At 72.7% G+C, this 25,234-nt stretch carries 19 protein-coding genes and 1 riboswitch; of the genes, 8 read left to right on the forward strand and 11 right to left on the reverse strand.

Features of this window, described 5'->3' with window-relative positions; genetic code table 11:
- Nucleotides 1-410 precede the first annotated feature (410 nt).
- From hemQ to hemE, 3 genes are all read right to left on the reverse strand, one after another.
- Nucleotides 411-1,115: a hydrogen peroxide-dependent heme synthase gene (hemQ, locus tag Acy02nite_RS26005; RefSeq protein ID WP_203745023.1), complete on the reverse strand. Its 705-nt coding sequence runs from the start codon at nucleotides 1,113-1,115 to the stop codon at nucleotides 411-413.
- Complete coding sequence (gene hemG / locus Acy02nite_RS26010; RefSeq protein WP_203745025.1) at nucleotides 1,112-2,509, reverse strand: protoporphyrinogen oxidase; 1,398 nt, start codon at nucleotides 2,507-2,509, stop codon at nucleotides 1,112-1,114. The genes hemQ and hemG overlap by 4 nt, the downstream gene beginning before the upstream one ends.
- An 83-nt stretch (nucleotides 2,510-2,592) precedes the next feature.
- Entirely contained in the window at nucleotides 2,593-3,627 is a 1,035-nt protein-coding gene (gene hemE / locus Acy02nite_RS26015; protein WP_239175214.1) for a uroporphyrinogen decarboxylase, read from the reverse strand.
- Between the two features lie 82 nt (nucleotides 3,628-3,709).
- Between hemE and Acy02nite_RS26020 the strand changes: the two genes are divergently transcribed.
- Entirely contained in the window at nucleotides 3,710-4,282 is a 573-nt protein-coding gene (locus tag Acy02nite_RS26020) for a DUF3000 domain-containing protein (RefSeq protein ID WP_203745029.1), read from the forward strand.
- 533 nt (nucleotides 4,283-4,815) lie between these two features.
- On the opposite strand, the gene Acy02nite_RS26025 is transcribed toward Acy02nite_RS26020, so the two are convergent.
- On the reverse strand, nucleotides 4,816-5,943 hold the full coding sequence (locus Acy02nite_RS26025) for a S1C family serine protease (protein WP_203745031.1): 1,128 nt from the start codon (nucleotides 5,941-5,943) through the stop codon (nucleotides 4,816-4,818).
- A gap of 176 nt (nucleotides 5,944-6,119) precedes the next feature.
- On the opposite strand from Acy02nite_RS26025, the gene Acy02nite_RS26030 reads away from it, so the two are divergent.
- From Acy02nite_RS26030 to Acy02nite_RS26045, 4 genes are all read left to right on the forward strand, one after another.
- Nucleotides 6,120-7,421, forward strand: coding sequence for an HRDC domain-containing protein (locus tag Acy02nite_RS26030; RefSeq protein WP_438820868.1), 1,302 nt, complete (start codon nucleotides 6,120-6,122; stop codon nucleotides 7,419-7,421).
- A gap of 351 nt (nucleotides 7,422-7,772) precedes the next feature.
- A complete protein-coding gene (locus tag Acy02nite_RS26035) occupies nucleotides 7,773-8,969 on the forward strand; it encodes a thiolase family protein (RefSeq protein WP_203745033.1) in 1,197 nt (398 codons plus the stop codon).
- The gene (locus Acy02nite_RS26040) at nucleotides 8,966-11,029 is read left to right on the forward strand and encodes a 3-hydroxyacyl-CoA dehydrogenase NAD-binding domain-containing protein (RefSeq protein ID WP_203745034.1); all 2,064 of its coding nucleotides are present in this window, start codon (nucleotides 8,966-8,968) and stop codon (nucleotides 11,027-11,029) included. The genes Acy02nite_RS26035 and Acy02nite_RS26040 overlap by 4 nt, the downstream gene beginning before the upstream one ends.
- 107 nt (nucleotides 11,030-11,136) lie before the next feature.
- The gene (locus tag Acy02nite_RS26045; RefSeq protein WP_203745035.1) at nucleotides 11,137-12,072 is read left to right on the forward strand and encodes a hypothetical protein; all 936 of its coding nucleotides are present in this window, start codon (nucleotides 11,137-11,139) and stop codon (nucleotides 12,070-12,072) included.
- Here the strand turns inward: Acy02nite_RS26045 and Acy02nite_RS26050 are convergent.
- The 6 genes from Acy02nite_RS26050 to dxs form a co-directional block, all read right to left on the reverse strand.
- On the reverse strand, nucleotides 12,065-13,297 hold the full coding sequence (locus Acy02nite_RS26050) for a sensor histidine kinase (RefSeq protein ID WP_203745036.1): 1,233 nt from the start codon (nucleotides 13,295-13,297) through the stop codon (nucleotides 12,065-12,067). The two genes, Acy02nite_RS26045 and Acy02nite_RS26050, sit on opposite strands and share 8 nt — an antisense overlap.
- The gene (locus Acy02nite_RS26055; RefSeq protein ID WP_203745037.1) at nucleotides 13,294-13,956 is read right to left on the reverse strand and encodes a response regulator transcription factor; all 663 of its coding nucleotides are present in this window, start codon (nucleotides 13,954-13,956) and stop codon (nucleotides 13,294-13,296) included. The genes Acy02nite_RS26050 and Acy02nite_RS26055 overlap by 4 nt, the downstream gene beginning before the upstream one ends.
- Nucleotides 13,957-14,006: 50 nt before the next feature.
- Entirely contained in the window at nucleotides 14,007-15,296 is a 1,290-nt protein-coding gene (locus tag Acy02nite_RS26060) for a hypothetical protein (RefSeq protein WP_203745038.1), read from the reverse strand.
- 10 nt (nucleotides 15,297-15,306) lie between these two features.
- Nucleotides 15,307-16,650, reverse strand: coding sequence for an outer membrane protein assembly factor BamB family protein (locus Acy02nite_RS26065; RefSeq protein ID WP_203745040.1), 1,344 nt, complete (start codon nucleotides 16,648-16,650; stop codon nucleotides 15,307-15,309).
- Nucleotides 16,651-16,673: 23 nt separating this feature from the next.
- On the reverse strand, nucleotides 16,674-17,996 hold the full coding sequence (locus tag Acy02nite_RS26070; protein ID WP_203745042.1) for an outer membrane protein assembly factor BamB family protein: 1,323 nt from the start codon (nucleotides 17,994-17,996) through the stop codon (nucleotides 16,674-16,676).
- Nucleotides 17,997-18,066: 70 nt separating this feature from the next.
- Nucleotides 18,067-19,992, reverse strand: coding sequence for a 1-deoxy-D-xylulose-5-phosphate synthase (dxs, locus tag Acy02nite_RS26075; RefSeq protein ID WP_239175215.1), 1,926 nt, complete (start codon nucleotides 19,990-19,992; stop codon nucleotides 18,067-18,069).
- Nucleotides 19,993-20,130: 138 nt separating this feature from the next.
- On the opposite strand from dxs, the gene Acy02nite_RS26080 reads away from it, so the two are divergent.
- Together Acy02nite_RS26080 and Acy02nite_RS26085 are read left to right on the forward strand one after the other, a co-directional pair.
- Nucleotides 20,131-21,513 carry a cation:dicarboxylate symporter family transporter gene (locus Acy02nite_RS26080; protein ID WP_203745046.1) on the forward strand — a complete coding sequence of 461 codons (1,383 nt, stop codon included), beginning with the start codon at nucleotides 20,131-20,133 and terminating at the stop codon, nucleotides 21,511-21,513.
- 636 nt (nucleotides 21,514-22,149) lie between these two features.
- Nucleotides 22,150-22,232, forward strand: a riboswitch (ZMP/ZTP riboswitch).
- 14 nt (nucleotides 22,233-22,246) lie between these two features.
- Nucleotides 22,247-23,116: a bifunctional 5,10-methylenetetrahydrofolate dehydrogenase/5,10-methenyltetrahydrofolate cyclohydrolase gene (locus tag Acy02nite_RS26085; RefSeq protein WP_203745048.1), complete on the forward strand. Its 870-nt coding sequence runs from the start codon at nucleotides 22,247-22,249 to the stop codon at nucleotides 23,114-23,116.
- Between the two features lie 63 nt (nucleotides 23,117-23,179).
- On the opposite strand, the gene Acy02nite_RS26090 is transcribed toward Acy02nite_RS26085, so the two are convergent.
- Nucleotides 23,180-24,253 (reverse strand): alkene reductase, encoded by a 1,074-nt coding sequence (locus Acy02nite_RS26090; protein ID WP_203745050.1) that lies wholly within the window; start codon nucleotides 24,251-24,253, stop codon nucleotides 23,180-23,182.
- Between the two features lie 98 nt (nucleotides 24,254-24,351).
- On the opposite strand from Acy02nite_RS26090, the gene Acy02nite_RS26095 reads away from it, so the two are divergent.
- Nucleotides 24,352-24,711: a MerR family transcriptional regulator gene (locus Acy02nite_RS26095; protein ID WP_203745052.1), complete on the forward strand. Its 360-nt coding sequence runs from the start codon at nucleotides 24,352-24,354 to the stop codon at nucleotides 24,709-24,711.
- Nucleotides 24,712-25,234: the final 523 nt, after the last annotated feature.

Here is a 25,234-nt window from a genome sequence, read left to right on the forward strand (position 1 = left end):
ACCCGCCCCACCGCACGGCCAACCCACCCCGCCCGCCCCGGCAACCCGCCCGCCGCCCCGGCAACCCGCCCGCCGCGCGGCCAACCCGCCCCGCCCGCCGGGGCAACCGCCCGCCCAGCCGGCACCGCGACCCGCGTCCGCCACCGGGCCGCAGCGCGCCGCGCTCTCTTCGGCTGGTGCTCATGGGCGTTATTCGTTCCTCATAACGCCCATGAGCACCAGCCGGGACCGCGACCCCCGGCCGGAGCCCAGCCACCAGCGCGGCTCGGGTACCGCGGGTACCGCGACGCCCAGCGGGCTCCAGCCAGCAGCGCGGCTCAGGCACAGCGGCTGGCACTCACGGTGGTTGTCCATGCCTCACAACAACCGTGAACACCAGCCGGGACCGCGACCCCCGGCCGGCGACCGGATCAGGGCAGGGAGGCGGCGATCTCGGCGATCGAGCGACGCCGGCCGGTGTAGAACGGCACCTCTTCGCGCACGTGCCGCCGTGCCCGGGACGCCCGCAGGTCGCGCATCAGGTCGACGATCCGGTGCAGTTCGTCGGCCTCGAACGCGAGCATCCACTCGTAGTCACCGAGCGCGAACGACGCGACCGTGTTGGCGCGTACGTCCGGGTAGCCGCGGGCCTGCCGGCCGTGCTCGGCGAGCATGTCCCGGCGCTCCTCGTCGGGCAGCAGGTACCACTCGTAGGAGCGGACGAACGGGTAGACGCAGATGTACGGCCGCGCCTCCTCCCCGGCCAGGAACGCCGGCAGGTGGCTCTTGTTGAACTCGGCCGGCCGGTGCAGCGCCATCTGCGACCAGACCGGGGTCAGGTGGCGGCCCAGCGCGGTACGGCGGAACAGCGCGTACGCCTCCTGCAGCGCGTCCGAGTCGCTGGAGTGCCACCAGATCATCACGTCCGCGTCGGCGCGCAGACCGGACAGGTCGTACGTGCCGCGGATCGTCACGTCCTTCGCCTCGAGCTGCTCGAAGAGCGTGCCGACCTCACCGGCCAGCTCGTCGCGCAGTGCCGGGAGCGGGGTGGACGCCCGGAAGACCGACCACATCGTGTACCGGATCGTGGCGTTCAGCTCGTTGATCCGAGCCGCGTTCGTCTGCTGCTCACTCATAGTGCCTCCAAGTAACTGCTCACATCGTCCGCCGCCCGCTCACCACTGGCCACACACACCGGGATGCCCACGCCGTCCAGCGCGGCACCGGCCACCGCCAGGCCCGGGGGCAGCCCGTCCCGCACGGCTCGCACCCGGTCCGGATGGCCCGGCGCGTACTGCGGAAGTCCACCACCCCAGCGCTGGATCCACGAGGCGACCGGCTCCGGGAGCGCCGTGCCGGCCAGCTCGCCCAGCTCCCGGTGCGCGATCTCGAGCAACGCGTGGTCGCTGAGGTGCAACCGCTCCTCCTCGCCGGCCCGGCCGAGCGAGGCCCGCACGATCACCGGGCTGTCCGGCCCGGCCAGGTGCGGCCATTTGCGGGTGAAGAAGGTGGCCGCCTTGACCAGGGTGCCCTCGCCCGGCGGGACCAGGAAACCGGACAGCTCGGGCAGCGCGGTGCCGGGCGGCAGGGCCATGCCGGCCAGGGCGACGCTCGCGTACTCCAGCTCACCGATCGCCTTGGCGGCCTCCGGCGCGACCCCGGTCAGCAGCCGGGACGCCGGGGTCGCCGGGACGGCCAGGATCACGGCGTCGACGTCGTCGGTCTGCGGCTCGGGCGCGGGGCCGAGCACGAGATGCCATCGCGTCCCGGCACGCACGATCTCCCGCACCGGCAGGCCGAGGCTGATCCGGGCGCGGGCCGTGGTCGCCGCCGCCCCGACCAGCCTGGTCATCCCGCCGTCGACGGCCGCGAACACGGGGCTGCCGGGGACCCGTCTGCTCAGCGCCTGGGCGGCCCGGACGGCGCCACGCAGCGTGTGCTCGGTCTCCGCGGTGCGGGCCAGCTGCGGCATCGTGGCGCGCAGCGACAGCCGGTCGGCGCGGCCCGCGTAGACGCCGCCGAGCATCGGGTCGACCAGCCGGTCCACCACCTGCGCCCCGTACCGCGACCGGACCAGCTCGCCGACCGCGACGTCCTCGCCCGGGGCGAGCAGCGGCCGGCCGGCGTCGGCGTCCGACTCCGCGTCGGGCAGCGCCACCCCGTCCAGCGTCGACAGGTCGCCGGGCACCCCGACGAGCGTGCCGGCCGGGATCCGCGCGAGACTCCCGCCGATCGCCAGCGCGGCCGGCTGGGCGGCCGGGTGCACCAGGGCGTCACCGAGGCCGACCCGCCGCGCGAACGTCACCGCCGCGGACTCGCCGCCGTCGGGCGCGCCGTTCAGGAACGACTCGGCGCCGCGCTCCACAGTGACGCCGGCCAGCTCGCCGGTGCGCAGTTTGCCGCCGAGGGCGCCACTCTGCTCGTACACGATGATCTCGGTGTCCGCCGGGGTCACATCCCGCAGGCGCACGGCGGCGGCAAGGCCGGCGATGCCCCCGCCGATGATCGCGATCCGCTTCCGCACGCTCACCACCCTCCCAGGCCGCGCCGCCCACCGGCCAGTGGGGTCAGCCTCTGTGACATGGGCCGGAAGCCTCTGTCACCGGAGCTCTGTCACCGGGCGGAGACCTCGTGCACCAGAGCGGTCAGCCGGGTGAGGATCTCCGGATCGGTCTCCGGCATCACGCCGTGACCGAGATTGAACACGTGCCCGGGCGCCGCCCGGCCCTGCGCCAGCACCCGCCTGGCCTCGCGCTCGACGACGTCCCACCCGGCGAACAGGATCGCCGGGTCCAGGTTGCCCTGGACCGACCTGTCCGGCCCGATGCGCTCGGTCGCCACGTCCAGCGGGGTGCGCCAGTCGACGCCGACCACGTCCGCGCCGGCCTCGCCCATGGCCTCCAGCAGCACGGCCGTGCCGACCCCGAAGTGGATCCGCGGCACCCCGGCGTCGTCCAGGCCGCGCAGCACGCTCGCCGAGTGCGGCATCACGAACTCGCGGTAGTCCGCCTCGGACAGCGCGCCGGCCCACGAGTCGAACAGCTGGACCGCGCTGACCCCGGCCGCGATCTGCGTCCGCAGGAACGCCAGGGTGATCTCCGCGAGGCGGGACATCAGCGCGTTCCAGAGCGCCGGATCGCCGTACATCATCGCCTTGGTCTTGAGGTAGGTCCGCGACGGGCCGCCCTCGATCAGGTAGCTGGCCAGCGTGAACGGGGCCCCCGCGAAGCCGATCAGCGGCGTGCTCCCGAGCTCGGCGACGAGCAGCCGCACCGCCTCGGCGACGTAGTCCACGTCACCCTCGGCGAGCGGGCGCAGCCGCTCGAGGTCCTTCTCGGCACGGATCGGCTCGGCGACGACCGGGCCGGTGCCGGGGACGATGTCGAGATCGATGCCGGCCGCCGCGATCGGCACCACGATGTCGCTGTACAGGATGGCCGCGTCCACGTCGTGCCGGCGGACCGGCTGCAGGGTGATCTCGGTGACCAGGTCCGGCCGGCGGCACGAGTCCAGCATGCCGATCCCCTCGCGGATCTTCCGGTACTCCGGGAGCGAGCGCCCGGCCTGCCGCATGAACCAGACCGGCGTGTGCGGGCCGGGCAGTCCCCGGCACGCACGGACGAAAGCGGAATCCTCGAGAACCGTCACCGGGTCATCGTGCCACGTGACCGACGAAGCCCCGGCGGCGCGGCGAAGGCTGCCGGGGCGTAGATCGGCATACTCTTCCCCCATGGCGTCCCCCTCCGCTGTTCCCGAGGCGTTCACCCGCGCGGTGGCCGCGTTGCGCGCGGACTCGCCACGGCCCGAGATCCTGCTCGAGGAGATCGCCGCGCCGCAGCGGCTCGCGCCGTACTCGTTCGCGCTCAGCGCCACCGTCCTGCGCTCCGGCGACGAGGTCGCCAGCGGCCGCCTCATCCTCCTGCACGACCCGGCCGGCCACGACCAGTGGCGCGGCGACCTGCGGCTGGTCACCCTGGTCACCGCCGAGCTCGAACCCGACCTGGCCACCGACCCGCTGCTGCCCGCGGTCGCCTGGACCTGGCTGACCGACGCGCTGGAGCAGTTCTCCGCCACCTACACGGCGATCGGCGGCACGGTCACCGAGACCGCCTCCACCCGCTTCGGCGAGCTCGCCGGCCCCGCCCCCACCGCCGACCTCGAGGTCCGCGCCTCCTGGACCCCGACCTCCGGCGACTTCGCCGCCCACCTGCGCGGCTGGTGCGCCATGCTCGCCTCCACGGCCGGCCTGCCGCCGCCCGGCGTCGCCTCCCTCACCGACCGCCACCGCGCCCCGGCCACCTGACAACCAGGCGCCCTGCCGCCGGCCATCGCTGTTCTCCTCCGCTTCCCTTGCCGCAGTACGACCGGGCCCCGCACCCCACCGCACCGGTCCGGTCCCCGGTCCAGGGCCGCGACCTCGTCCCGGTGCCGGCCCGCCCGGCGACCATCCGCGCGGGCAGGGCCCCGCACCAACCGCACAGCCACTCAGGCCGGTCCTCGCGCCGCATCCGACCGCCACACGGGAGCAGCCCGCGAGCCGATCCCGGGTCGAGGCCGCTGCCGCGCCCCAGGTCCCGGCTGGTGCTCATGGGCGTTATTCGTCCCTCATAACGCCCATGAGCACCAGCCGGACAGCGCGAGCCGCGGCCGGACCGTGACCAGCGGCGACCTCGCGCAGCGAGCCACGCGCGCGGTTACGGGCTGGAGTGGGCGAGGCGCGCGGGTGCGGGGTGGAACCGGTGAGGCGCGAGAGGGGTCGGACGGGCGAGCCCCGCGCGGGATTCGCACGGGGCTCGGGGGTGGGCGGGCGTCTTGACGACGTACGCGCAAAGGCTCTTAACAGACGTCGAACGTGTCGCAGGCGGTCTTGATGTCGATGCCGAGGCCGATGCCCTCCGCGTCACGGGCCTTGGCGGTGGCGAGCGCGACCACCTGCTTGCTCGCGTTGACGACCGGGCCGCCGGAGTTGCCCGGGTTGATCGGCGCGTCGAACTGGATCGTCGGGCCGTCCGTGTCGTCCTCCCGGTATGCGCTGATCACGCCCTGGGTGACGGTGTCGTCGAGGCCGAGCGGCGCGCCCACGACGACGACCGGCTGACCGGGTTTGACAGTGCCGGTGAAGACCGCGAGCGGCTTGATCGTCTTCTTGGCGACGAGCAGCGCGAGATCCTTGTCCTGGTCGACCTTGACGATCGTCGCGTTGATCTTCGTGGTGCCGCGCTCGAGCGTGACCGCCTTGTTGCCGGCCTTGAAGACGGATTCGACGACGTGGAAGTTCGTGAACAGGTTCGCGGTGCCGTTCGTGGCCTTGGTCCCGACCGAGAAGGCGGTCCCGGTGAAGTCGCCGGCCCGGACCCGGAAGACGCTGGGCAGCGCCGCGGTCGAGATGGCCTCCGGGTTGAAGACGTTGGTGAGCGCCTTCTCCAGTTCGGCGTTGCGATCCGTCTGGGCCGTGGTCAGGGCGTTGTTGGCGCTGAGCACCGACTCGATGCGGTAGGCCTGCCAACCGACGACGGCGAGAAGCACCGCGACGAGTCCGAAGACGATCGGCTTGGTACGGCCGGAGAGCCCGGACGTCCGCCGGGCGGGCTGCGGAGCGGGGCTCTCGTAGGCCGGCGCGGCGTAGGCCGGGGCGGCGGCCCAGGCTACCTGCGACTGGTCGGACCAGCGCGGCGCCGGCTGCGGATCCTGCCACGCCTGCGCCGGCTGCGGATCCTGCCAGGCCGGGGCCGGTTGCGGCTCCTGCCAGGCCGGAGCCGGCTGCTCCCAGGAACGCGGCTGCTCCGGCGCCGCCCACGGGTCCTCGGCCCGGCCGTAGCCCTCGTCACGCCGGTCGCCGCGGCGCCGATCCCCGTAACGGTCCTCGTAACGGTCGTCGTAGCGCTCGTCCTGCCGCGCGGCGTAACGCTCCCGGCGCGGCTCTGGTGAGCCGGCTGGAGTGAAGGGCTCGTAGGTGGCGGTCATCCGCACGGCCTCCCGGTGTCTCGGCGTGGCACCCGGGTATACGGACCGGAACGCGCAATGGTTGAACCCGGAAGCTGTGCGTGAGATATGAGAACTTGACCGGAAGTCGATCGAGAAATCGGCGCGCCGGGACCCGGCTGCGCACGGCAAGGGTGTGACCCCCGTACGGTTACGGAGTGACCGACGAAACACCCCTGCGCCGTCGGGACACGCCAGAGCCAGCAGGGGACGGACCGCACGACGTGCCGCCCGACCCGAGTTCTGGCGGTTCCGAGGCTGTTCCCCTGACAGCGCCCCGCGACGGCACCCCCGCTCCGGTGGAGAGCGCCACCGAGCTGGCCGAGGTCGTGGCCCGGATGGCCGCGGGCACCGGGCCGGTCGCCGTGGACGCCGAGCGCGCCTCCGGCTACCGGTACACCCAGCGCGCCTACCTGGTGCAGCTGCGCCGGGCCGGCGCCGGCACGGTGATGATCGACCCGCTCCCGCTGGACGACCTGCGCACCCTGGACACGGCACTGGCCGACACCGAGTGGGTGCTGCACGCCGCCAGCCAGGACCTGCCGTGCCTGGCCGAGCTCGGGATGCGGCCGCGCCGGCTGTTCGACACCGAGCTGGCCGCGCGCCTGGCCGGGTATGAACGGGTCGGCCTGGCCGCGCTCACCGAGAGCCTGCTCGGCTTCTCGCTGGAGAAGCACCACTCCGCGGCGGACTGGTCGACGCGGCCGCTGCCGGACTCCTGGTTGACGTACGCGGCGCTGGACGTCGAGCTGCTCACCGACCTGCGCGACCTGCTGGCGGCCGAGCTGGACCGGCAGGGCAAGGCGGCCTGGGCGGCGGAGGAGTTCGCCGCGCTGGTGGCGGGCGCCGACCGGCCGCCCCGGGTCCGCGCCGACCCGTGGCGGCGCACGTCCGGCATCCACCGGGTGCGCGGCGCGCGGGCCCAAGCCCGGGTGCGCGCGTTGTGGTACGCGCGGGACAGCGTCGCGGCCCGCCGGGACTCGGCGCCCGGCCGGGTGCTGCCCGACTCGGCGATCGTGGCCGCGGCCGAGGCGGACCCGAAGGACGAGCGCACGCTGCTCGCCATCCCCGGGTTCGGCGGCCGTTCGGTGCGCCGCCTCGCGAAGATCTGGCTGGACGCGCTGGATCAGGCGCGGGCCCTGCCGGACGACGCGCTGCCGGTGAACCAGCCGGTGGAGGGGCCGCCCCCGCCGCATCGCTGGGCCGAGCGTGACCCGGTGGCCGCGGCCCGGCTGGCCCGGTGCCGGGCGGTCGTGGTCGGCACCGCGGACACGCACCGCCTGCCCCCGGAGAACCTGATCAGCCCGGATTACATCCGCAGGCTGGCCTGGTCCCCGCCGGACGACATCTCGGCGCAGACGGTGAGTGACACGCTGCGCGGCTTCGGAGCCCGCAACTGGCAGGTCGGCCTGATCGCGAGCCAGCTCGCGGCGGTGCTGCCCCCGCCGCTCGCGGACTGACCGGGGCGACAGGCGGTGCTGCCCGCGCCGCTCGCCGACTGACCGCGGCGGCCGGCAGTCCGGCCGCCGCCGCGTCCGGACGGGCCTTTGCGGTCTGACCGCGACCACCCACGGACGTCGCCCTGCCGGTCCGAGCGTTCTGGGCGCCCCGCGCCCTGCTCGGATCGGGAGGGTCCCCGCGGGAGCGACGGTCTGTATCCCGGCGGACGTGGGACAAAAGGCCTCTGACCTTGATCTTCCGAGCGGAGACGAAACCGCGCTGTGACATTTCGGCGAGGGCCTGGCACCCGCTAGTTACCGGCGAGTAGCATTCTTCACACATTTGGGTTCACGCCCGCAAGGAGGCTTGCTGTGCCCCGTGAAGTACGCGAGGTCGTCTTCGTCGACGGCGTCCGCACCCCGTTCGGCAAGGCGGGCGGCATGTATGCCGAGACCCGCGCCGACGACCTGGTGATCCGCTGCATCCGAGAGCTGATCAAGCGCAACCCGCAGCTCCCGACGGATCGGGTGGACGAGGTCGCGATCGCGGCCACCACCCAGACCGGCGACCAGGGCCTGACCATCGGCCGGACCGCGGCCCTGCTGGCCGGGCTGCCGAAGACGGTGCCCGGCTACGCCGTGGACCGGATGTGCGCCGGCGCCATGACCGCGGTGACCAACGTCGCCGGCGGCATCGCGATGGGGGCCTACGACCTGGCGATCGCCGGTGGTGTCGAGCACATGGGCCGGCACCCGATGGGCGAGGGCGCCGACCCGAACCCGCGGATCCTCACCGAGAAGCTGGTCGACCCGTCCGCCCTGGTGATGGGCGCGACCGCGGAGAACCTGCACGACCGGCTCCCGCACATCACCAAGGAGCGCACCGACCGTTTCGGGCTGAACTCGCAGCTGAAGACGGCGAAGGCGTATGCCGACGGCAAGCTCCAGCCGGACCTGGTGCCGGTCGCGATCCGCAGCGCCGAGCTGGGCTGGGGTCTGGCCACCGCCGACGAGGCGCCGCGCGAGACCTCGATGGAGAAGCTCGCCACGCTGAAGACCCCGTTCCGCCCGCACGGCCGGGTCACCGCGGGCAACGCGGCCGGCCTGAACGACGGCGCCACCGCGGCCCTGATCGCCGACGAGGCGACCGCCCGTGAGCTGGGCCTGCCGGTCGCGATGCGGCTGGTGTCGTTCGCCTACGCCGGCGTCGAGCCGGAGATCATGGGTTACGGCCCGATCCCGTCGACCGAGAAGGCGCTGAAGAAGGCCGGCCTGACGATCGACGACATCGGCCTGTTCGAGCTGAACGAGGCCTTCGCGGTCCAGGTCCTGGCCCTGCTGGACCACTACGGCATCGCCGACGACGACCCGCGGGTCAACCCGTGGGGCGGCGCGATCGCCATCGGCCACCCCCTCGCGTCCTCCGGCGTGCGCCTCATGACGCAGCTCGCCCGGCACTTCGCGGAGCACCCCGAGGTGCGGTACGGCATCAACGCCATGTGCATCGGTATCGGCATGGGTGGCACCGTGATCTGGGAGAACCCGAACTGGGAAGGCTTCGCGAAGTGATCGAGAACCCGAACGAGGTCGTCACCAAGGCCCTGCTGCGCTCGGTCCGGGTGCCCGGGCTGGACAAGCCGGTCGCCCTGATCACGCTGGACAACGGCTTCGACCACAAGAAGCCGAACAGCTTCGGCCCGGCCGGGCTCAAGTCGCTGGACGACGCGATCACCGCGGCCACCGAGGCGGACCCGGCGTTCATCGCGATCACCGGCAAGCCCTACATCTTCTGCGTCGGCGCCGACATCACCGGCATGCCGCTGCTCTCCTCCCGGGAGCAGGCGGTCGAGCTCGGCGAGCTGGGCCACCGGGTCTTCGCCCGCCTCAAGAACAGCACCATCCCGACCTTCGCGTTCGTGAACGGCGCTGCCCTCGGCGGCGGCCTCGAGGTCGCCCTGCACTGCCACTACCGCACGGTCTCCACCGGCGCGGCCGCGCTCGGCCTGCCCGAGGTCGCGATCGGCCTGATCCCCGGCTGGGGCGGCTCCCAGCTGCTGCCGAACCTGATCGGCATCCCCGGCGCGGCCCAGGTGATCCTGCAGAACCCGCTGACCCAGAAGACCCTTCGCCCGAAGCAGGCCAAGGAGCTGGGCGTCGCCGACGCGCTGTTCGAGGCGGCCGACTTCCTGGAGGACTCGCTGGCCTGGGCGGCCGGCGTGGTCAAGGGTGACGTCACGGTGGAGCGGCCGGAGATTGACCGCGACATGTGGGACGGCGTGCTCTGGTTCGCCAAGAACCAGCTGGACGAGAAGCTGCACGGCGCGGTCCCGTCGGCCAACAAGGCGCTGGAGCTGCTGGCCCTGGCCAAGGAGGCGTCCTTCTCCGACGGCACCGCGGCCGAGACCGAGGCACTCGCCGACCTGATCATGGGTGACGAGGCCCGGGCCAGCCTGTACGCGTTCGACCTGGTCCAGCGTCGCGCCAAGCGCCCGGTCGGCGTGCCGGACAAGTCCCTCGCGCGCAAGGTCACCAAGGTCGGCATCGTCGGCGCCGGTCTGATGGCCTCCCAGCTGGCCCTGCTCTTCCTGCGCCGCCTGCAGGTCCCGGTCGTGCTGACCGACCTGGACCAGGAGCGGGTCGACAAGGGCGTCGCCTATGTGACCGGCGAGATCGACAAGCTGGTCGGCAAGCGCCGCCTGGACGAGGGCACCGCGGCCAAGCTGCGCGGCCTGATCAGCGGCTCGGTCGACAAGTCGGTCTTCGCCGACGCCGACTTCGTGATCGAGGCGGTCTTCGAGAACCTCGACCTCAAGAAGAAGATCTGGGCCGAGTTCGAGACGATCGTCAAGCCGGAGGCGATCCTCGCCACCAACACCAGCTCGCTGTCGATCACCGAGATGGCGGCCGAGCTGCAGCACCCCGAGCGGGTGGTCGGCTTCCACTTCTTCAACCCGGTCGCCGTCCTGCCGCTGCTGGAGATCATCCGCGGGGAGAAGACCGACGACGCCACGCTGGCCACCGCGTTCGCGGTCGGCAAGGAGCTGAAGAAGTCCTCGGTCCTGGTCAAGGACGCCCCGGCGTTCGTGGTCAACCGGGTGCTGACCCGCTTCACCAGCGAGGTGTTCAAGGCGATCGACGCCGGCACCCCGCTGGACGTGGTGAACGAGGCGTTCGACCCGATGGGCCTGCCGATGCGCCCGATCGCGCTGCTGCAGCTGGTCGGCCCCGCCGTGGCGTACCACGTGGGCGAGACGCTGCACCGCGCGTTCCCCGAGCGGTACGTGGACAGCCCCAACCTCAAGCGCATCGTCGACGCCGGCCTGCCGCTGCTGGTCGACGACGAGATCAACGCCGAGGTGGTCAAGCTGCTCGAGGTCGGTGACACCGTGCTCACCGGCGACGAGGTGCGGGCCAGGGCTCTCGCGGCGCTGGCCGAGGAGATCCGGATCATGCTCGACGAGGGTGTGGTCGCGGAGGCGCAGGACATCGACCTGTGCATGATCCTCGGCGCGGGTTACCCGTTCCACCTCGGCGGCATCACGCCGTACCTGGACCGCAGCGGGGTCGCCGAGCAGGTCACCGGAAAGCGCTTCCTGCCCCCGGGCCTGGCGAACGTACGCCGCTCCTGAGCGTGATTCACCCGACGCCCCCGCCTGTCATGCTGGTGGGGGCGTCGCTTTTTGTCACACCGCGCGGATAGGCTGCGGCGCGTTACCCCTGATCCTGGAGTCCGTCGATGTCGCAAGACCCGTACTCGGGCCCGCCCTTCTCCGGCGCGCCGAATCCGAACGTGCCCGGGCCCGATCCGGCCCCGGCGCTTCCCCCGACCCAGCCCTTCCCACCGGCGTACGGCCAGCAGCCCGGTTACCCGCCGCAGCAATCCGGTTACCCGCCGCAGCAGCCGGGTTACCCGCCGCAGCAACCCGGCGCCTACCCCCAGCAGCCGTACGGGCAGCCTTACGAGCAGCCCCAGCAGCCGTACGGGCAGCCCGCCTACGGTCAGCCGGTCTTCCCGCAGCAGCCGCAGTTCCCGCCGATCCCCCCGGCCGCGCCGAAGAAGAAGTGGACGGTGCCGATCGTCCTGGTCTCGATCGCCATCGTCCTGGTCCTCTGCATCGGCGGCCTGGCCGTGATCGGCATGGTCAGCGACGACAAGGACGCGACCCCGACCGCCGGCGGCGGGACGGAGAGCACGCAGGCCCCGGCCGCCGCCGACATCACCGTGGTCGAGCCGGTGACGCTCGGCGGCCGGGCGAAGCTGGACACCAAGGAGTTCAACGCCGTCACCGAGACGATGGAGGACGGCCTGCTGACCTCCTACCCGGGCGCGACCAAGTCGTTCGGCGCGTTCTACGGCGCCCCGGCGAAGAAGAACATGGTGATGGCGATCGCGGTCGCCGCCCCGATCCCCAACCCGAAGCTGGAGCTCGACAAGAACTTCACCAACATGAGCCTGACCGGGCTCTCGGTGGACAATGTGGCCGAGGTCGACGCCGGCTCGCTGGGCGGCTCGGCCAAGTGCGGCAACAGTGAGACGTCCGGGATCGATCTGGCCGTCTGCGTCTGGTCCGACAAGGGCAGCGTCGGCATGCTGGTGTGGTACTACTCCTCGGCCGCCAAGGCGAAGGCGGAGTTCCCCGAGCTGCGCGCCCAGATGGAGCAGGTCAAGTAATCGCCCGCGGGACGCTGGCGGTCGCGGCCACCACCGGTGTGGTGTCCGCGGCCGGCAGCGAGACCGTGACCTCCAGCCCGCCGTCGGCCAGCGCGATCGCCGAGACCGTGCCGCCGTGCGCGTCGCACACCGCCCGGACGATGGAGAGCCCCAGCCCGGAGCCCCGCGACCCGGTCCGTTCCCAGCCGCCCCGGCGGAACGGCTCGAACAGCCCCGGCACCTCGGCCTGCTCCACCTCGTGACCGGTGTTGCCCACGATCAGCCGGGCCTGGCCGTCCACCGACGCGGTGCGCAGCCACAGCCGCCCGAGCAGGTGGTTGTAACGGATCGCGTTCTCGATGAGGTTGCCGGCGAGCCGGTCCAGCAGGCTCGGGTCGCCGACCACGGGCGCCGCCGCGAGATCGGTGGTGATCTCCAGCCGCATCCGCTCGGCCTCGTCCTTGACCGCCGACAGCGCGTTGGCGGCGCTGACCGCCAGGTCGGCCGGCACCTTGCGGACCAGCCGCCGGCCGGACTGCGCCTCCGAGCGGGCCAGCACCAGCAGCGCGTCGACCAGCCCGTTCGCCCGGGCCGAGGCGTCCCGGACGACCCGCGCCATCCGCCGGTACTCCGCGAGGTCGGCATCGGGGTCGCTGAGCGTCACGTCGATCTCGGTGCGCATCACGGCGAGCGGGGTGCGCAGCTCGTGCGACGCGTTCGCGACGAACCGTTTCTGCGACTCGAACGCCTCGGCCAGCCGGTCCAGCATCGCGTCGAACGTCCGGGCCAGCTCGGCCACCTCGTCGTCCGCCCCGGCATAGCGGATCCGCTGGTCGAGCGTCTCCTCGCCGAGCCGCTGCGCGGTCTGCGTGACGGTGTGCAGCGGCCGCAGCGCCCGGCGGGTCACCAGGTATCCTCCGGCGACGCCGATGATGCCGATCGCCACGAGCGCGCTCAGCCCCTTGATCAGCAGCTGGTCGGAGGCCGCGTCGATCGTCCTGGTCTGCCAGGCGCGCGCCTCCCGGACACTGCCGTCGTTGAGTGTCACCGTCGAGCCGGGCCGCAGCTCGTCGGCCGGGTGCAGCGACTCGTCGACCAGCAGCCAGGCCAGCACCACCAGCACCGCACCGGCCGCGACGAGCAGGATCCCGTTCAGCAGGGTGAGCCGCAGCCGCAGGGTGGGCCGGGCCAGCCGGCGCAGCAAGCTCGGCCGCTGCGCCTGTTGCTGGCCCTGGTAGACGGTCAATTGGTCACGACCCGGTAGCCCGCGCCGACGACCGTCTCGATGAGCGGCGGGTCCCCCAGCTTCTTGCGCAGGGTCATCACGGTCACCCGGACCGTGGTGGTGAACGGGTCGGTGTTCGCGTCCCACACCCGCTCCAGCAGCTCCTCGCTGGACACCACCGCGCCGCTCGCCTTGAGCAGCACCTCCAGGACGCCGAACTCCTTGTTGGTGAGGTCCACCGGCGACTCGCCGCGGGTCACCGCGCGGCGGCCGGGGTCGAGCACCAGGTTCCCGACGCTGAAGACGGGCGGGGCGGGCGGCGTGGCGCGCCGGCCCAGCGCCTGGACCCGGGCCACCAGCTCGTCGAAGGCGAACGGTTTCGGCAGGTAGTCGTCGGCGCCCAGTTGCAGGCCCTCGACCCGGTCGGCGACCGAGGCGCTGGCGGTCAGCATCAGGACCCGGGTGAGCGCGCCGGACTCGACCAGCGCGGCGCAGATCTCGTCACCGTGCATGCCGGGCAGGTCACGGTCGAGCACCACCACGTCGTACCGCGTGACGTAGGCCATCTCATGACCTTCGAGGCCGTCGTACGCCACGTCGACCGCCATCCCGTGACGACGCAACCCCCGGGCGATCGCGTCGGCCATCGTCCGCTCGTCCTCCACCACCAGCACGCGCATCGCAGACCTCCGTACCACCACCGCCCGGCCCCGGCGGCCGTAGCTGCAGGCTACCGAAGCCGCCAAACCCCGACGCCGGCATCGATCTTGCGGCAGATCAGCGAATCGTCCTCGATCAGGCACTCGTCGGTGACGCCCTCGGCCGCCACGAGCGGACGGACCCGCAGACGGCCCGGGTCGAGCACCCCGAACCAGACCCGGCCGTCCTCCCGGCGCCGCACGTAGAACGTCTCGCCGTCGCCGATGGTGAGCTGCCAGCCGTCGAGCTGACCGGCGGCCCGGCCGGTCACCGGGTCGGAGCGCCGGATCCGGGGTCCGGTGGCGGTCGGGTCGGTGGCGAACACGTAACCGTCGACCCACATCGAGTACGCCGCGTCCTTCACCGACCAGACCGGCGCCAGCGTCCGCCGGTCGAGCCCGGTGAGGCCGCCACCGGTGGCGTACGCGCAGATCAGGTCCCCGCAGTCGTACCCGGTCACGTAGTCGTCGAGGTCACGGTCGGCGTGCACCACCGGGACCAGGCCGCTCGCGGTGTCGAAGAGCGTCGTGCCGGTCGCGTCGCTGCCGACCAGGAGTTGCCCCTCGAGCGGCCACAGCGCCGACGCGCCCGGCCGCAGCCCGGGTTGCGCCACCTCGGCCGCCTTGCGCCCGTCCCGCGTGTCGTAGGCGGTCAGCCGCCCGGCCCCGAGCACGAACAGCCACCGCGGCTCGCCGCTGTAGCTGTCAGTGACGGCCTGCTCGCCGCGCGCCTTCCGGACGGTCCACCGGGTCGTCCCCGTCGCCAGGTCCACGCCGCGCCACTCGACCGGCGTCTCCAGGTCGTCGCCGAGGTAGGCGTCCGATCCGAACACCGCAGGACCACCGGGGGCGACACCGATCAGGACGCCGTCCTGCTTCCAGAGCGGCTCGGCGGCACCCGGCCGGACCGCGATGATTCTCGCCGCCGCGCCGGTGTAGCCACGCTCCTCGACGAGCACCAGGTCGTCGGCGACCGGCCGGACGTCGACGACCTCCCCGGTGACGGTCACCGCCTGCTCGAAGAGCGGTCGCACGTCCGGCAGCGCGTAGGCACGGATCATCTGCCGCTTCCCCGGCCCGCCGACCGGCCGCCCGGGATCGACCACGAAGAGCTTGTCCTCCCGGACCATCATCCGGCCGTCGATCGCGGCCGGCACGATCACCGGCGGCGCCGTCTCCGGAGGCGGCGCGGCCCCGCCGGGAAGCGCGGCCAGCACGACCGCCGCGACGACCAGCAGCGGACGAAGCCCGCGCCGCGGCGGGGGTGGGATCGCCACCGGCTCGTCGCGCACCACACCGAGGTCGATCATTGCCTCAGACACAAAGACAAAACTAGATGCGGTACGCCCACACGCGTAGCCCTCCGGACGACCGGCACACCAGATACCGGCCGTCCGAGTCGCACTCCCCCAACCCGGCGGCGGCCGCGCCGAGCCGGTGGATCTCGGCGTGACCGGGGACCACCGCCGCGAACGCCAGCCCGCCCTTCTCCCGGCGGCGCAGCACCAGCGGCTCGTCGGCCGCCCCGGCCACGTCCTGCGTCCAGCCGGTCAGGTCGACCCGGGTCACGCCGGTGCGCGGATCGGTCAGCCGCACCGGCTCACCGGACGCCGCGTCGGTCTCCAGCACGTACCCCGCGCGGACCGCCAGATCGACGTCCTCCTGCACCCGCCACCGGGCCGCCCCCGTGCCCGGGTCGAGAACCCGCAGGTCACCGTGCTCGCCGTCGCAGAGCACGCCCTGGCAGTCGGCCGGGTCGGCGACCAGCTCCGGCACCGTGCGCGTCCACAACCGCCGCAAGGTGCGGGCGTCGAAGGCGACCTGCCGGCCGGGGCTCTGATAGCTGATCAGCGCGACGTCGCCGAGCAGCGAGCCACTGGCCGGCCCGCGTCCGGCGAACTGCGGCAGCTCCACCTCCCGCAGCGTCCTCCCGGTGTCGCCGCCGACCAGGGTGAGCTTGCGGGACGAGGTGATCAGCACGGCCGGGCGGTCGCCGCGCACCTGATCGACGGTGACCGAACCGCCCGGCGCGACCGTCCACCGGGTCCGCCCGTCGCTCAGGTCCAGGCCGCGCACGTCGGTGCGCAGCGGCGGCTCCGTGTGCGGCTCACCGGTGGCCGAGAAGTAGAGCGGGCCCGGGGCGCCGGACTCCTGGTCATACTCCGTGCCGGGGCGGAACACCCGGTCGACGGCGACCCCGATGCCGCTGCCCGGCAGCACCGTCACCGCGATCGGTGAGGACCAGCGCACCTGCCCGGTGGCCGTGTCGACAGCGGTGGTCGCGACCCCGGCGGTCAGCAGCGTCACCTCGCCGGCCTGCCGGATCGTCACCGACGCGGCCGGGACGACGCCGCCCCGCGTGCCCGGCAGCCGGGTCGTCCACAGCTTGGCCGGCGGCGTCCGCGGGCTCCACGCGGTGACCGCCGGCTCCGTCCCGCCCGTGTCGACGGTGAACACCTGGCCACCGGCCAGCTCGACCGGCGCGTCCGCGCTCAGGGCAGAGGTGATCGCACCGAGGTAACGCCAGCGGATGCCGGCCGCGGGCGCGGCACCACCCAGCACCGCGAGCAGGACCACGACGAGCGCGAGACCCGTGCGACGGTAGGCGGAGATCGGGGGACGCGAGGCCGGCGGCGGGTCGAGGAAGGCGTCGCGATCCAGCTCGATCACCGTCACCCGGCACCCTTTCCCGTACGAGGTCAGCCCGCGCCCGCCGCCTCGTCGTAGGCCCACACCACGAGCTCGCCGGTCATCGACCGGCAGACCAGCCGCCCCGGCGCCGCCTCGCACTCCCCGGTGGCGGCGGGCAACTGGGCGATCGGGCGCAGCCGGCCGGACTCCCGGTCGGCGACGGCGACCATGGTACGCGCGCCGGGCGGCACCTCCCGGGTGACCAGCAGGTCGCCGGCACCGTTTGCCCCGGGCAGCGGCAGCCACCCGCGCAGGCCGACCAGCACCCGGCCGGTCGCGCCGTCCACCAGGCCGACCGGCCGGCTGATGTCGGTGTCCGGGTAGGCCAGCAGTGCCGGGCCACGCTCCGTGACGGTCTGCCAGCCGGGCCGGTCCCAGCGTTTGTCGCCGGTCGCCGGCTCGAACGCGTGCACGCCGTCCTGCCCGAGCAGACAGGCGAGCAGCCCGCAGGGGCGGACCTCGAACGTGCCGTCGGCGGCCTTGGTCCACAGTTCACGCAGGGTGACCGGGTCGTACGCGGAGACCTCCATGCCGGACGGGCCGGGATGCCGCAGCAGCACCACCCCGCCGGCGACCACCGGGTTCTCCGGGCCGTAGTTGGCGGCCGGCAACTCCCTGACGTTCAGCTCCCGCCCGTCGGCAAGGTCGAAGAGGCGGGCGGTGCGGTCGTCGCGGACCATCAGCATCCGCGGACCCGAGCCGGACGGGCCGGGCACGCCGAGCACCACGGCGGTGGACGGCACCCGGACCTGCCAGCGGCCGACGCCGTTCGCCGGGTCGAGCACCTCGATCAGGCCCTGCACCCGGCGGTTGGTGCCGGAGAGGCTGCGTGTCCCGGTCACCGCGAGCAGCGTGTCGCTGCCGGCGATGGTGATAACGCTGCGCGGGTTGTCCCACACCCGGGCGCCGGTGGCCATCGAGATCGCGGTGGTCCCGTCCGCGGCGCCGGCGACGGTCCACGGCTGCATCAGCACCAGTCCGTCACCGGTGCGCAGCCGGTAGACCGGGGTGGACCGGCCGGCCTGCCAGCGCAGCGTGCCACTGCCCAGGTCGTACGCGGTGATCTGGCCGTTGGTCTGGGTCAGCAGCCACCCGGTGGCGGTGATCAGATACGGGTCGGCCGGACCGAGCGGGATCCGCAGGAGCGCGGTGAACGGCGGCCGCGCCGGGGCCGCCGACGCCGCCGAGCTGATCAGCAGCAGGACGGCGAGCAGCACCGGCGTGAACCAGCGCGGCACAGTGGACCGCAACGGCCGGTCGTAGCTCTCCAGGGCACCGTGACCGGTCCCGAGGTCGATGACGACGGGCTCGGCGAACGCCTCCGCACCCATCCGTCAAAACTAACGGTTGGATAACAGAAGCGCTCGTCCAGCTTTTGTCAGAGTGCCGGCTTCCCTTCGGTCAGAGCGCGGGCTCCTCGACGGAGCTGCCGGCGTCGAGCCGGGACATCCGCTCGGTCACGTCCCGCGCGATGTCCTGCGCGGTCAGGCCCAGCGAGGTGAGGATCTCCGCGCGGGTGCCGTGCGGGTGGAAACCGGCCGGCACCCCGAAGTCGCGCAGCGGCACGTGCACCCCGGCGTCGCGCAGCGCGGCGGCCACCGCGTCGCCGACCCCACCGGCACGGATGCCGTCCTCACAGGTCACCACCAGCCGGTGCCCGGCGGCCAGGGCGGTCAGCTCGGCCGGGACCGGGCGGACCCAGCGCGGGTCTGCGACGGTCACGCCGTAACCCTGCTCGGCCAGGCGCTCGGCGGTCTCCAGGCCCAGGCCCGCGAACGAGCCGACCGCGACCAGCAGGATGTCCTTGCGCTCCGACTCGCGCAGCACGTCGACCGGGCCGACCCGGCGCACGGCCGGGGTGTCCGGGGCGACCGCGCCGGTCGGGAAGCGCAGGATCGTCGGGCCGTCGCCGACCGCGACCGCCTCGCGCAGCTCCTCGCGCAGGGTGGCGGCGTCACGCGGCGCCGCGATCCGCAGGCCGGGCACGGCGCCGAAGACGCTCATGTCCCAGATGCCGTAGTGGCTCGGCCCGTCCGGCCCGGTGATGCCGGCCCGGTCCAGCACGAACGTGACCGGCAGCTTGTGCATCGCCACGTCCAGCAGGACCTGGTCGAAGGCACGGTTCAGGAACGTGGCGTAGACCGCGACGACCGGGTGCAGCCCGCCCATCGCCAGGCCGGCCGCGCTGGTCGCCGCGTGCTGCTCGGCGATGCCCACGTCATAGGCCCGCTCGGGATACTTCTTCGCCAGCGTGGCGATGCCGGTCGGCTCCGCCATGGCGGCCGTGATGCCGACGATGTCTGGGCGCTCGTCTGCGATCGACACCAGCTCGTCGGCGAAGACCTTGGTCCACTTCAGCGACGAGGCGGCCAGCAGCTTGCCGGTCTCCACGTCGAAGGCGCTGCTGGGGCCGTGCAGGCGGTCGGCCTCGTCCTGCTCGGCGGGACGGTAGCCGTAGCCCTTGCGGGTGACCGCGTGCACGATGACCGGGGCGTTGAAACCCTTCGCCCGGCGCAGCGCGGACTCCATCGCCTGCTGGTCGTGGCCGTCGACCGGCCCGATGTACTTCAGGCCCAGATCCTCGAACATCGGCTGCGGGCTGACCGCGTCCTTGATGCCGCGCTTGACCGCGTGCAGCACCTCGAAGACCGGCTTGCCGACCACCGGGGTCTGGCCGAGCGCGTCCTTGACCAGGTCGAGCACCTTCTCGTAGCCCGGGTTGAGCCGCAGGGTGGAGAGGTGGTCGGCCAGGCCGCCGATCGTCGGCGCGTACGACCGGCCGTTGTCGTTGACCACGATGACCAGCTTGTTCTTCGTGGCCGCGATGTTGTTGAGCGCCTCCCAGCACATGCCGCCGGTCAGCGCGCCGTCGCCGACCACCGCCACCACGTGCCGGTCCTCGCCGCGCAGCGCGAACGCCTTGGCCAGGCCGTCGGCGTAGGAGAGCGCGGTGGAGGCGTGCGAGTTCTCCACGAGGTCGTGCTCGCTCTCGGCCTGGCTCGGGTAACCCGTCAGGCCGCCGCGGCGGCGCAGCAGGTCGAAGCCCTCCTGGCGGCCGGTGACGATCTTGTGCACATACGCCTGGTGGCCGGTGTCGAAGAGGATCTTGTCGCGCGGCGAGTCGAAGACCCGGTGCAGCGCGAGGGTCATCTCGACGACGCCCAGGTTCGGACCGAGGTGCCCCCCGGTCTTCGACACCTTGGCCACCAGGAAGTCACGGATCTCGGCCGCGAGCAGGGTCAGCTGCTCAGCGGTCAGTCGCTTGAGGGCACCGGGGTCGGTGACGCTCGTCAGCAGGCCGGCCGGGGTCGAGGGGGAGTCGCTCATGAGGCACGAGTCTATCGGGGTGACGCGCGGGCGCGACCTGGAGCAAACGGACAGGCCGCCATCCTCCACAGCACCTCCACAATCCCCGAACCGGCGGATGCATGTGATTTGCTTCACAGGTATGGGTAAGCGGTGCTCATGTCTGTCGATGCCCAGCCGTCCCGCCGCCGGGACCGCAGCGCCTATCTCTACCTCGCCGTGCTCGTCGCGATGGCCCTCGGGATCGCGGTGGGCTTCGCCTTCCCGGACTTCGCGGTCGAGTTGAAGCCGCTCGGCACCGGGTTCGTCAACCTGATCCGGATGATGATCGCCCCGGTGATCTTCTGCACCCTGGTGCTCGGGGTCGGTTCGATCCGGCGCGCGGCCCAGGTCGGCCGGGTCGGCGGGCTGGCGCTCGGCTACTTCCTGATCATGTCGACCGTCGCGCTGGCGATCGGGCTCGTCGTCGGCAACATCCTGCACCCCGGCTCGGGCCTGCACCTGAGCCAGGAGGTGGCCAAGACGGGCACGGCCCAGGTGAGCAAGACCGCCGAGGGCGGCGTGGACTTCGTGCTCGGGATCATCCCGGACACCCTGATCTCCGCGCTGACCAGCACCCAGGTGCTGCAGACACTGCTGGTGGCGCTGCTGGTCGGGTTCGCGGTGCAGTCGCTCGGCGAGCGCGGCGAGCCGGTGATCGCCGCGGTCGCCCTGGCCCAGCGGGTGGTCTTCAAGATCCTGGCCATGATCATGTGGCTCGCGCCGATCGGGGCGTTCGGGGCGATGGCCGCGCTCGTCGGCGCGACCGGCTTCGACGCGCTGAAGAGCCTGGCCGCGATCATGGTCGGGTTCTACGTCACCTGCGCAATCTTCGTGTTCGTGGTGCTCGGGCTGCTGCTGCGGCTCGTCGCCGGGATGTCGATCTTCCGGCTGCTCCGGTACCTGGCCCGCGAGTTCCTGCTGATCCTGTCGACGTCGTCGTCCGAGTCGGCGCTGCCCCGGCTGATCGCCAAGATGGGCCACCTGGGCGTGAGCCGGCCGGTGGTCGGGATCGTCGTCCCGACCGGGTACTCGTTCAACCTGGACGGGACCGCGATCTACCTCACCATGGCGTCGCTGTTCATCGCGGACGCGCTCGACCAGCCGCTCTCCATCGGCCAGCAGATCGGGCTGCTGCTCTTCATGATCGTGGCGTCCAAGGGCGCGGCCGGGGTCACCGGAGCAGGCCTGGCCACCCTCGCCGGCGGCTTGCAGAGCCACCGGCCCGACCTCGTCCCCGGCGTCGGGCTGATCGTCGGGATCGACCGGCTGATGTCCGAGGCGCGGGCCCTGACCAACTTCGCCGGCAACGCTGTCGCGACCGTCCTGGTCGGCACATGGACCCGGGAGATCGACCGCGAGCAGGCGGCGCGGGTGCTGACCGGGGAGGCGCCGTTCGACGAGGCCAGCTTCAACGACGACCCGCACGGGGACAGCTCCCCCGCCGCGGTGACCACCTCCGGCCAAGGACCGTCCCCGGCCCGCTCCGCCGAGCCCACCTGACCACCCCTCCACTGACCCCCTGCCCGCCGGCCTCACCCTTCGCCGGTCCCACGCCTTCCGCCGACCCCGCCCACCGGCCCCACTCGCCCGCCTCCCCCGCGCGCACCGCCCACTTGCACAGCGTGCCGGCACCACCACGGCCGGCACCGCCCGCCGACACCACTCCGACGGCACCGCCTGACGCCCGGGAGCAGCGCGCCGCCACCTCGCCGGCTGGTGCTCATGGGCGTTATTCGGGCCGAATAACGCCCATGAGCACCAGCCGGAACCTCGCGGCGCGCCGCCACCCGGACCACCGCCGGACCTCGCGACCTTCGGCTGGTGCTCACGGTCGTCATGAGGCCCGAATGACGACCGTGAGCACCAGCCGGCGGGGGTGAGCCGCGGAGCCTCCCGGCACGGGCGCGGGCTCGCGTGGGTCCTTGTAACCGTGCCCATCCATGGAGATCGCCCTTGTGGGTTTCGCGTTCTGGGCCGGCCACGGCCCTGCGAAGCCCGCAAGGGTCCCCGCGGGAGCAGCGAAGGGCGACCACAGCGGACCTGGGACATGAAGATCTTGAACTTGATGATCTTGAATTCGATCTTGATCGGTCCGGACCCCGATCGCTCGGCGGGCGGTCGCGTCGGGCATCCTGGAGGGCAAGCAGCGACTGGCGGCTCGGGGATGGTCGAACCATCGGGGAGCTCGTTCACGGGAGTCGACCGCCTGGGCTCCCGGCCGAGGAGCAGAGATATGACCAGCGAGAACACCGCGCGCCTCCTGCCCGGCGCGCCCGTCGCCGAGGCCGTCCTGGCCGACGTCCGTGAGCGGGTCGCCAAGCTCAAGGCCCGTGGCGTCCAGCCGAGCCTCGCCACGATCCTGGTCGGCGACGACGACGCCAGCGCCGGATACATCCGGATCAAGCAGAAGCAGGCCGCCGAGCTCGGTTTCGCGTCGCCGCACGAGCACCTCAGCGGCGACGTCACCCAGGCGGACCTGCTCAAGGTGATCGCCGGCTTCAACGACGACAAGAATGTGCACGGGGTGCTGATTCAGTACCCGATCCCGGCCCACCTGGACTACGACGCGGCGCTGCAGACCCTCGACCCGGACAAGGACGTCGACGGGATGCACCCGCTCAACATGGGCCGGCTCGCCGTCGGGCTGCCCGGGCCGCTGCCCTGCACGCCGGCCGGCATCGAGGCGCTGCTCGCCCACCACGGGATCGAGATCTCCGGGCGTGAGGTGGTCATTCTCGGTCGCGGCGCGACGCTCGGCCGGCCGCTCGCGATGCTGCTGGCGCAGAAGCGGCCGACCGCGAACGCCGCCGTGACCGTCGTGCACACCGGGGTGAAGGACTGGCCCCGGTACACGCAGCGGGCCGAGATCCTGATCGCAGCGGCCGGCGTTCCCGGGATCATCCAGCCGGAACACGTCAAGCCCGGCGCCACCGTGATCGGGGCGGGCGTGCGCTACGAGGGGCGCCGTCTGCTTCCGGACGTCGACGAGTCCTGCGCCGAGGTGGCCGGGGCGATCACGCCCCGGGTCGGCGGCGTCGGGCCGACCACTGTCGCGATGCTGTTCCGGAACGCGGTGGTGGCGGCGGAGCGCGCCAACCCGTAGCCCGCGGGCGGCTCGCGCGGCAGTCCCTTCCCGGGGGTCGGCCGCGCGAGCCCTGCCCGGATCTCAGGCGCCGTGCTGATACGTGGGGTACGTCAGGTAGCCCGCGTCCCCGCCCTGGTAGTACGTCGCCTCGTCGACCGGCGCCAGCGGCGCACCGAGGCGCAGCCGCTCCACCAGATCCGGGTTCGCGATGAACGCGCGGCCGAAACTGATCAGATCCGCCCCGAGTCCGAGCCACTCCCGCGCCTCGGTGGGCCCGGTCTGCTTCGGTCCCATCGGCAGCACCGGGTTCATGATCAGCGCTCCGGGCCAGGCGCGACGCAGGGCGGTCAGCACCTCGTGGCCGGCTGTCGCTTCCAGATGGACGTACGCGATGCCGATCCTGCCGAGCTCCCGCAGCAGAGCCGCGTACAGCTCGGGCACGTCGCGCTCCTCGATCCCCCAGAACCCGCCGCTCGGAGAGAGCCGGATCCCGGTCCGCTCGGCGCCGACCGCGTCCACGGTGGCCTCGACCGCCTCCACGGCGAACCGGATCCGTCCGGCGATCGAGCCGCCGTACCCGTCGGTCCGCAGGTTCGCGTTGGAGCTGAGGAACTGCGAGATCAGGTAGCCGTTCGCCCCGTGCAGCTCCACCCCGTCGAAGCCGGCCTCGATCGCCCGCCGGCCGGCCGCGCCATAGGCTCCGGCGTGCTCGGCCACCTCACCCGTCGGCAGTTCCCGGGGCACCGGCGCCGGCTGCGGCCCGGTCGGCGTGAAGACGTCCCCGGTCGCCGGGACCGCCGACGGCCCCACCGGCTGATGCCCGGTCGTGTCCGGATGTGACACCCGCCCACCGTGCATCAGCTGCGCGAAGATCCGTCCGCCGTTGGTGTGCACGGCACCGGTCACCGCCCGCCAGGAGGCGACCTGCTCGTCGGTGTGCAACCCCGGCGTGCCGGGGTTCGACTGCCCGATCAGGCTCGGCTGCACCCCCTCGCTGACGATCAGCCCGGCCGTGGCCCGCTGCGCGTAGTACGTCGCCATCGACGCCGTCGCCAGCCCACCGGCCGCAGCACGCACCCTGGTCATCGGCGCCATCACGACCCGGTTGGGCAGGCTCAGCGCACCGAGCCGGAAACCGCTGAACAAGTCGGTCATGTCAGGTCCTCCGTTGTCCGTTCCTGCTGAGGGGGCTAAGCTAAAACCTGACATTGACGTCAGAGGCAAGCTGTGAAAGCTGCGTCACAGGAGGCGGTATGCGCATCGGGGATCTCGCGGCACGGGCCGGCGTGAGCGTCCGCTCCGTCCGCTACTACGAGGAGCAGGGCCTGCTCAGCAGCGTGCGCAGTCCCAGCGGCCAGCGGCACTACACCGACTACGAGGTCGAGCGGGTCGGCTTCATCCAGCGGCTCTACGCGGCCGGGCTCTCCAGTCGCACCATCGCCGAGCTGCTCCCCTGCGTCGAAGCTCCCAGCCAGGAGAACTCCGACGCGGCGATGACCCGGATGGCCCAGGAACGGGATCGGCTCTCGGCACACATCGAGGATTTGGTCCGTACGAGGGATGCCCTCGACCACTTGATGAAAGTCGCCGCCGACTATCGCGCGCAGCTCTGAGCCGGCGGGCGGTCAGCCCCGTCCGCGTTCAGCTTCGGACCGCAGCTGCCCAGCCACAGCCCGCCCAGCCTGGAGCCCGCCCAGCCCGGCCAGCTGACCCGCCCAGTCTCGCCCCGCACCGCCAGCGGACCCGCCCACCCAGCGGGCCACGGGTTTACGCCCAACCCGTGCGCCATGCCCAGCCAGCAACCCTCGCCCAGCACGTGCCACGCTCCGCCAGCAGCCGCGTTCAGCCGGTTGGTCCATCCAACCTGCGGGTCCACGCGCAGCCAGCGGGACATGCAGCTTGCGGACATGCAGCTTGCGGGCGGGTCATGCCCAGCCAGCAGCCCCGTCGAGCTGGCTAGCCACGCCAGCCAGAGAACGGCCGCGCCCAGCCTGCCGGCGGGTTCCCGGCCCGGAATCCGACCGTCAGCACCAGCCGACTCGTTCGAGCTGGCGCTGAGGGTTGTTTCGAGCCCGTTTTGGAACCCTCAGCACCAGCCGAGCCGGCCGAGCTGGCACTCACGGCTGCATCCGGGCC

This window comes from Actinoplanes cyaneus (assembly GCF_016862095.1).
In the GTDB taxonomy this organism is placed as follows: domain Bacteria; phylum Actinomycetota; class Actinomycetes; order Mycobacteriales; family Micromonosporaceae; genus Actinoplanes; species Actinoplanes cyaneus.